This is a genomic window from Chloroflexota bacterium, assembly GCA_026710945.1.
Taxonomy (GTDB): Bacteria; Chloroflexota; UBA11872; order VXOZ01; family VXOZ01; genus VXOZ01.
Window position 1 is genome coordinate 49,007 of the sequence record JAPOQA010000060.1, and the last position, 6,961, is coordinate 55,967.

8 protein-coding genes and 1 CRISPR repeat array (1 of these 9 only partly in view) are annotated in these 6,961 nt (G+C 58.3%); of the genes, 5 read left to right on the forward strand and 3 right to left on the reverse strand.

What is annotated here, in order from left to right:
• Positions 1 to 2,049: a CRISPR direct-repeat array (repeat unit 28 nt; unit sequence GGTTCCCCCGTGCACGCGGGGATAGACC); it begins 237 nt to the left of the window's first position.
• A 243-nt stretch (positions 2,050 to 2,292) separates the two neighbouring features.
• Positions 2,293 to 2,643, forward strand: a complete 351-nt coding sequence (locus OXE05_12655; protein ID MCY4438171.1) for an IS1595 family transposase — start codon at positions 2,293 to 2,295, stop codon at positions 2,641 to 2,643.
• 54 nt (positions 2,644 to 2,697) lie between these two features.
• Here OXE05_12655 and OXE05_12660 read toward each other — a convergent pair whose 3' ends face one another.
• The gene (locus OXE05_12660) at positions 2,698 to 2,850 is read right to left on the reverse strand and encodes an SHOCT domain-containing protein (GenBank protein MCY4438172.1); all 153 of its coding nucleotides are present in this window, start codon (positions 2,848 to 2,850) and stop codon (positions 2,698 to 2,700) included.
• A 121-nt stretch (positions 2,851 to 2,971) separates the two neighbouring features.
• Here OXE05_12660 and OXE05_12665 point away from each other — a divergent pair, with 121 nt between their 5' ends.
• Positions 2,972 to 3,265 carry a hypothetical protein gene (locus OXE05_12665; protein MCY4438173.1) on the forward strand — a complete coding sequence of 98 codons (294 nt, stop codon included), beginning with the start codon at positions 2,972 to 2,974 and terminating at the stop codon, positions 3,263 to 3,265.
• Positions 3,258 to 3,524 (forward strand): CopG family transcriptional regulator, encoded by a 267-nt coding sequence (locus OXE05_12670; protein MCY4438174.1) that lies wholly within the window; start codon positions 3,258 to 3,260, stop codon positions 3,522 to 3,524. Before OXE05_12665 ends, OXE05_12670 begins: the two co-directional genes overlap by 8 nt.
• 599 nt (positions 3,525 to 4,123) lie before the next feature.
• On the opposite strand, the gene OXE05_12675 is transcribed toward OXE05_12670, so the two are convergent.
• Entirely contained in the window at positions 4,124 to 4,324 is a 201-nt protein-coding gene (locus OXE05_12675) for a hypothetical protein (protein MCY4438175.1), read from the reverse strand.
• A gap of 414 nt (positions 4,325 to 4,738) precedes the next feature.
• Here OXE05_12675 and OXE05_12680 point away from each other — a divergent pair, with 414 nt between their 5' ends.
• Together OXE05_12680 and OXE05_12685 are read left to right on the forward strand one after the other, a co-directional pair.
• On the forward strand, positions 4,739 to 5,578 hold the full coding sequence (locus OXE05_12680) for a hypothetical protein (protein ID MCY4438176.1): 840 nt from the start codon (positions 4,739 to 4,741) through the stop codon (positions 5,576 to 5,578).
• 326 nt (positions 5,579 to 5,904) lie between these two features.
• Positions 5,905 to 6,126, forward strand: a complete 222-nt coding sequence (locus tag OXE05_12685) for a hypothetical protein (GenBank protein ID MCY4438177.1) — start codon at positions 5,905 to 5,907, stop codon at positions 6,124 to 6,126.
• Between the two features lie 227 nt (positions 6,127 to 6,353).
• Here OXE05_12685 and OXE05_12690 read toward each other — a convergent pair.
• A partial coding sequence (locus OXE05_12690; protein MCY4438178.1) for a hypothetical protein occupies positions 6,354 to 6,961 on the reverse strand: 608 nt, incomplete at its 5' end.

Sequence of the window (6,961 nt, forward strand, 5' to 3'; positions counted from 1 at the left end):
CGACTGAGGTTCCCCCGTGCACGCGGGGATAGACCCGGGATATCTCCGTCATTTCCTGCACGCGATTCAGGTTCCCCCGTGCACGCGGGGATAGACCCTGGTTGTGCCTAATATGACCAGAACGGCACGAGGTTCCCCCGTGCACGCGGGGATAGACCCGGTGCCGCGAGCTGCACGATCCGGCGCGGCTTGGTTCCCCCGTGCACGCGGGGATAGACCCTGCTGCCGAGACCTCGCGCACGTATAGCTGCGGGTTCCCCCGTGCACGCGGGGATAGACCGCACGGGCGCGGCCAGTATGAGGTGGATACGCCGGTTCCCCCGTGCACGCGGGGATAGACCGGAGACCAGAGTAATGGCACAGCAAGCGACCGAGGTTCCCCCGTGCACGCGGGGATAGACCGTATTACGGGGGAGTGATATCGGACGAACGAATGGTTCCCCCGTGCACGCGGGGATAGACCGTTGGGCAGAGGACGGTACGAGGTGGATACGCCGGTTCCCCCGTGCACGCGGGGATAGACCCTCTTCGCGTGTTTCTGCCATTGTGATGCGCTCGGTTCCCCCGTGCACGCGGGGATAGACCCCAGTTGTGTAGCTGGAGCTCGCCGTCCTCGTCGGTTCCCCCGTGCACGCGGGGATAGACCACCCGTCGCCGACGTCCTACCCGATAGCATCAGGGTTCCCCCGTGCACGCGGGGATAGACCCAATGTCTTTTGCAGAGTACGACCGAGACAAGGGGTTCCCCCGTGCACGCGGGGATAGACCGTGCGGCTCAAGGGATGCGACCGACGCACACCAGGTTCCCCCGTGCACGCGGGGATAGACCTCTTGTGGAGCTCCTGGTAGCAGATGGCGCAAAGGTTCCCCCGTGCACGCGGGGATAGACCTGCTGTCGGGTAGCAGGTCGGAGACGGGTTTGAGGTTCCCCCGTGCACGCGGGGATAGACCGCGCATGTTGATGGCAGAAGCGGCGGAGAAGCGGGTTCCCCCGTGCACGCGGGGATAGACCCGGCATGGTGCTAGGCATGGTGCAACGTGCCGCGGTTCCCCCGTGCACGCGGGGATAGACCCGTGAACTACAGAAAGGACGGGACAAAAGACATGGTTCCCCCGTGCACGCGGGGATAGACCTATGCTTGAGGATGCCGGCTCCTATGTGTTGATGGTTCCCCCGTGCACGCGGGGATAGACCCCGTACAAGCGGCAATGCAGGAAGCGGAGCGCAGGTTCCCCCGTGCACGCGGGGATAGACCCCTATCCGCGTGTTCATCGGACAGAAGCAGCCGGGTTCCCCCGTGCACGCGGGGATAGACCTTACCGTGTCAACTCCAACTGAGCAATCGGACGGGTTCCCCCGTGCACGCGGGGATAGACCTTCTTGAGGGTCTCCGTTTCACCAATCGCCCGCGGTTCCCCCGTGCACGCGGGGATAGACCCGCGTTCTTTCGCCGCGAGAGATGCTACCGAACGGTTCCCCCGTGCACGCGGGGATAGACCGTTCTGCCTACAGCGGAAGCCCTCGTCGAGCGCGGTTCCCCCGTGCACGCGGGGATAGACCTGCCCGCGTATCTTGACCAGCACTCGACGCACAGGTTCCCCCGTGCACGCGGGGATAGACCTCGTGGATTCTCTGGGGCGGCACGATGGAGCAGGGTTCCCCCGTGCACGCGGGGATAGACCGTTCAGGTGTGCCACCTACCGCATCAAACGCATGGTTCCCCCGTGCACGCGGGGATAGACCTGGTCGGCGCTCAGGCGTTCCCGCTTCATGCGGGGTTCCCCCGTGCACGCGGGGATAGACCGTAAGTGGAGAAGAACTGGCGCTCCATGTTCTGGGTTCCCCCGTGCACGCGGGGATAGACCCTGTATGCGTCGGAGACGTTCTACTGGTGCCAAGGTTCCCCCGTGCACGCGGGGATAGACCTAGCACGCTCGGCAGCAGGCAAGCGGCAAGGGTGGTTCCCCCGTGCACGCGGGGATAGACCTTGGCTACCGACCATAGTTGACGATCTGTTTGTGGTTCCCCCGTGCTCGCCATGAAAGACGGCACTACACTTACGCATGACGCATCTGCGCAGTTATGCAGATACGACGTTATGTGGTTGCGTTGATGCGTAATTGTGATACAGTTCTCTCACCAGACGATTGACACGCGCAGGGCTATGAAGGAAGATGGCGATCTGCTGCGCGGCATCGTTGAGGCTGATGAGACCTATTTGGGTGGCAAGACACGCGGTGACGACCGTGTCATGGGACGCAGTCGCAAGCGCAAGGTAGGTATTGGGTGCCGTGGAGCGCGGCGGTATGGTCAAGGCTTCACTCTCGCCTCGCATCACCGCCAGGTTCATCAACATGTTCCTACGCAAGAATATCGACCCACGGTCAATTCTCATGACCGACCAATGGCCCGGCTACAATGAGGTGCACGACTGGATGCAGCATCTCAGCGTCAGCCACAACAAGACCTACGTGGACGGCATCATCCACACGAACACCATTGAGGGTTTCTGGTCACTGGTCAAGCGTGCCATCACCGGCCAGCTTCACCACTACACCATTGAGCACACGCCGGCATACATCAACGAAGCGACGTACAAAGACAAATCTTGTGGCGCCTTACCCACCAGACTATGGCAATAACTGCCACAATCACCAGGACTAGAATAAGCTCTGTCCAACTACCGAAATTCATGGTCACTGACCCATCTTCTGCAGGATATTCGCCTTGAGGGTCTCATATTCTGCCTCTGAGATGAGTTCTTGCTCGAACATGGACTTGGCTTTGGCTAGCCTCTCTACGGGGTCTTCTGCCAGGCCTTTCGCAGGAGTGCCATCAGTAGGCATCATAATCTGTGTACCTCCTGCTCGTGCGCGCTCCTCTTCCATTTCACGTACGCGCCGCACCCCTCCTGCTGCCTCGGAATGGCTGTGGGAGGTACTCCTTGCCGCTGACCTTGTATTGATTCCTGTGCGACCCTCCCCTGACGACCTGCGGTCTGTAGGTGCCACGCTAGCCGCCGTCAACGAAGCCACCAAGCCGTTTGCCTTTGTGCTGTCCCAAACGCCCCGTGCCCGGATCACTGAAGAGGCGGTCCGCGTGCTAGCCCAGCATGGCCGGCTAGCACCAGTGAACATCGCTCAGCGTGTTGCCTATGCCGAAACAGCAGCCACGGGGCAGGGCGTTACAGAAACCAAAGACACAAAAGCGGGTACAGAGATTGTCGCCGTATGGGACTACGTGAAGGGAATGCTCAATGCCTAAAAAACCTGTTGACCTCGATGGGCTGTTGGACACCGAAACCCGACCGACCGATACCGGGATACCACAACGCGGCGCCGAGCCGACCGCTTCAGACAAGCCATCAGCAGCAAAGAAACGAAAAGGCGAGAAGCGACTCACACTCGCTCTTGACAGCGCAACCTACCGTCAGCTGCGCATGTACGCCGCAGAAACCGACCAAACCCATCAGGCGATTCTTGAAACCGCACTTGCGGAATACCTCAACCGCGCAACTACGTAATCACGTAAAGCAATGTAACCGGCCGTCGAGGTCGACGAAACCTGCGTCGGCGGGTCCGACAGCAACCGCCACTCCAAGAAGAAGTACCGTGCCGGGCCAAGCTCCGGCAAGGAGATGGTGTTCGGCCTGCACCAGCGCGACGGCAGGGTCAAGGCGTTCTGCATCCCCAACGCATCCCGCGAGACGCTATTCCGGTCCATCAGGAACAACGTCGAGCCGGACTCCACGGTCTGCTCCGACGACTGGCGGGCGTATCGAGGTTTGCCCGGGTACTGGTATGCGTGGGTGAACCAAAGTTGCAGGGAGTACGTGAATGGAGAACTCACGCGCAGTCTATCGAGAGCGTGTGGGCGGTCCTCAAACGCGGCTTCAAAGGCGTGTACTACTCGATGAGCGCCAAGTACCTGCACCGCTGCGTCAACGAATGCACAGAGCGGCTCAACACTATTGGTCTGACCTCTCTGGAACGTCTTGCTCGGGGCGTACGACAATTGGCCGGTTCAACTCTTCCGCATCGGGGTCTGGTGCGTTTTCCACATCCTCTGGCCGGATAGACAACAACGCCTGAACCATCCTTCTGCTGTCTGCGGGTAGTTGACTCATTGCTGTTCCACCTTGCCAATTGCCCCAACAACTGTATATGCCAACTCCCAAAGCTCTTCTCGCGTGCGACGCTCAAGCGGCCACTCAAACACCGTAATCCGCGTGTCTATGTGATTGCCGAACCGGTCCCTAGGCGCGTGATCGACCGGCACGATTGCCGCAATCAGCAATATAACTATCGTCGCTACGGTCTCCATCACCTGCCCCGTCCTTTCTGGCTGCTGACATGTCTTGCCCCCTTTGTGTAGATTGCGCTGCAAAGCGTTTGTAGCGCAGCAATGATAGTATGGAGGCTTTACATGGTCGCGACTACAGAGGAAGCCAAGACAGACAATCCCACAGAGGCCGCAGGAATCGGCGCCCACCGGGGCAATTATGCCAGTTTTGCCGATACATCACAATAGGTCATAGAACATCGGCGGATAGATCACGGCTATATCATACGCGCATAGTACAATTCAAAGCGAGTGTAGCCAGCAAGTGGACAGTGCTGAGCTTTGGGCGCGAGAAGAAGTGCTCGGGGTTTGGGATCCGTACCTCACCGGTTGACCGCGACAGCGGAAAGGATAATAAGTGTACCGCTTTACCTCGCACGCTGCAAGGGGGCTTCCATGCCACGCATCTTATCCGTCGTTCTCGCACTCATTCTCCTACTCCTCTCCGCGGTGCCACTGCCTGCTGACGAAATCGACCCGCGCCTGCAAGATGCCCTGAACATGATCGAGGAAACTTGGCCGGGGGGCGTTTACGGTGAATATAGTGCAGTGACCACGAAAGACCCAAAGTTCACCTTTGGCCACATCGAGCACCTGGCGCAGTACACCATTTCCACAAACACCATCACGGTTGACGAATCCATGCGCCACCAACCGCTCGAAGTGATTGCCTACCTGCTGGTGCACGAGCTGTTCCATGCGGGCCATCCCTGGACGAAGTACGGAGAAAAGCCGAAGGGCGGGGAAGGATTAGCCATTGATTATTGCTTTATGAATGAACATTTTGCCGAAAACAGAGCGGCGTGGTGGTGGAGCAAAAGGTACGGGGAAGCGGGACACCCCGACACGGACAACGCCCGCGTTAGACATGCCAACTACGCCGCGTGGTTGTTTCGTCAGGACTATAGAGACATTGAAAACGGCAAAGAAGCCAATCGATTTAAGGACTTCATGCGCGAGCTTCTCAAGGACTACTGCAAGCTAGGGCAGACAGCGGCGCCAGTGCCCACACCTACGCCGGCACCGCAGCAGAGCGCAACTAACCGCATTGCGGCGCTAGAGCGGCGCATCGCAGCGTTGGAGCGCCGCATTCAGCAGATGGAGAATACCGGCAACAGCGACCAGCACACGCACCGCTGCGGAACCACCTTGCTTGGTCGTGGCCAGCATACGCACTATCCGGCTAGCTGGCTCCTCGATGACCCCGGGCACGAGCATCAGATTCAGTGTCAGTAAAACGAGGATTGATTCGCTGGTAGAAGATGGGTTGTTAGAAGCATTGCCTAAAGGAGGCGAGCAATGGCGAGTCCGATACGTCCACTGAATTGGGTTGTAGTCACGAAGGATGGTGCCGATGCTAGCCTGAAAGCTGCAATCGAACGTCTCAACAAGATTGGATACCGTCTGTACACGATCAGACCGGGTTCAAACAACTCACGAAAGTTTGTTGTCATTGGTGAGAGCTTCCAAGGCAGTAGCGTCGAAGAGTCGTCCTGGAGCGAGAACCTCAACACCCCCAGATAGTCACGTATGGAGAACCTCCTGGATAGAGAAGCAGAATCTTGGCGATAATTGCACCTGAAGAGACAGACGTAGAGAGTAGGCTCGCCAGCATCGAAGAACGCCTGATTGTAATTGAGACGCGCATGGAAACGTTCGCCACCAAAGCCGACCTGCGTCAACTAGAGGTGCAGATGGTCAAATGGATGGTCGGCGTGCAAGTCATCCTGATACTGGCGTTGGTGGCCGTGTTTGCTGGGTTTGCTCAAGTCTTTTGGTACTAGCTGGCAGTCGATCACGCAGTTGGTAAAAGACAGACCCCCCGGCGCTGGCCGGGGGGTTTTTCCTGATCCTCTCGCGGCAGGATGCGCCTATCGCCGCCTGGGCATGTACGCCGCAGAAATCGACCAAACACACCAGGCGATCCTCGAAACCGCACTTGCGGAATACCTCAACCGCGTAATTACGTAATAACGTAAATCAACTTGCCGACGTAGAAGCCCAGGAGTAGCTAGCCAGGCTTCTTCGCCTCAATCCAGTCGTTGTACTGCCTGCAGAATTCCTGTTTCTGCGCGTCTGTCAACTGTTCCATCTCAGCAAGCCCAACCGCTGTATTGGGATCCACATCGGGCCAACGACGGCTAAAATTCTCGGCAAATGCCGTTGTTTGATCCTCCCTTAGACTTGGGTGGCTAACTACGCAGCCGGGGTGCACTAGGAACGCGGAGTAGAAAACTGGCTCATCTTCTAGCGCAAAACTGTAACCTGCTGCGAGATACATCCTTAGGACTAGAGGGGCAGACCCCGTGAGGTAAGCAAGACGATTTGCAACGTTCTGTACGTTGGCGCTTGAGGCTTCTTCTTGCAGTTTGTCCACAAGGTAGCCGACAAGTATTTCACGGGCAAGTCTAGGCTCACGCGGACTGTCGAGTATCTCTACAGCAGGAGTGGCAGTTGCCGTAGGAACCGGTGTTGGCATGGGAGTGGATGCCGCAGTAGCAACTTGCGTTGGGGGAGTCGGCCAAACGACCTGTGTCCTACTTGCAGTCGCCCCACCTCCCCCAGTGCAACGGAACTGGTCTAAGTACGCCTCGCGATCATCGTAGAATTGCTCTCTTG

What these genes read in the sequence shown, in the direction of transcription:
- OXE05_12675 (MCY4438175.1), bottom strand. Translation starts at nt 4,324, where the DNA reads ATGGAGACCGTAGCGACGATAGTTATATTGCTGATTGCGGCAATCGTG.
- OXE05_12680 (MCY4438176.1), top strand. Translation starts at nt 4,739, where the DNA reads ATGCCACGCATCTTATCCGTCGTTCTCGCACTCATTCTCCTACTCCTC.
- OXE05_12660 (MCY4438172.1), bottom strand. Translation starts at nt 2,850, where the DNA reads ATGATGCCTACTGATGGCACTCCTGCGAAAGGCCTGGCAGAAGACCCC.
- OXE05_12670 (MCY4438174.1), top strand. Translation starts at nt 3,258, where the DNA reads ATGCCTAAAAAACCTGTTGACCTCGATGGGCTGTTGGACACCGAAACC.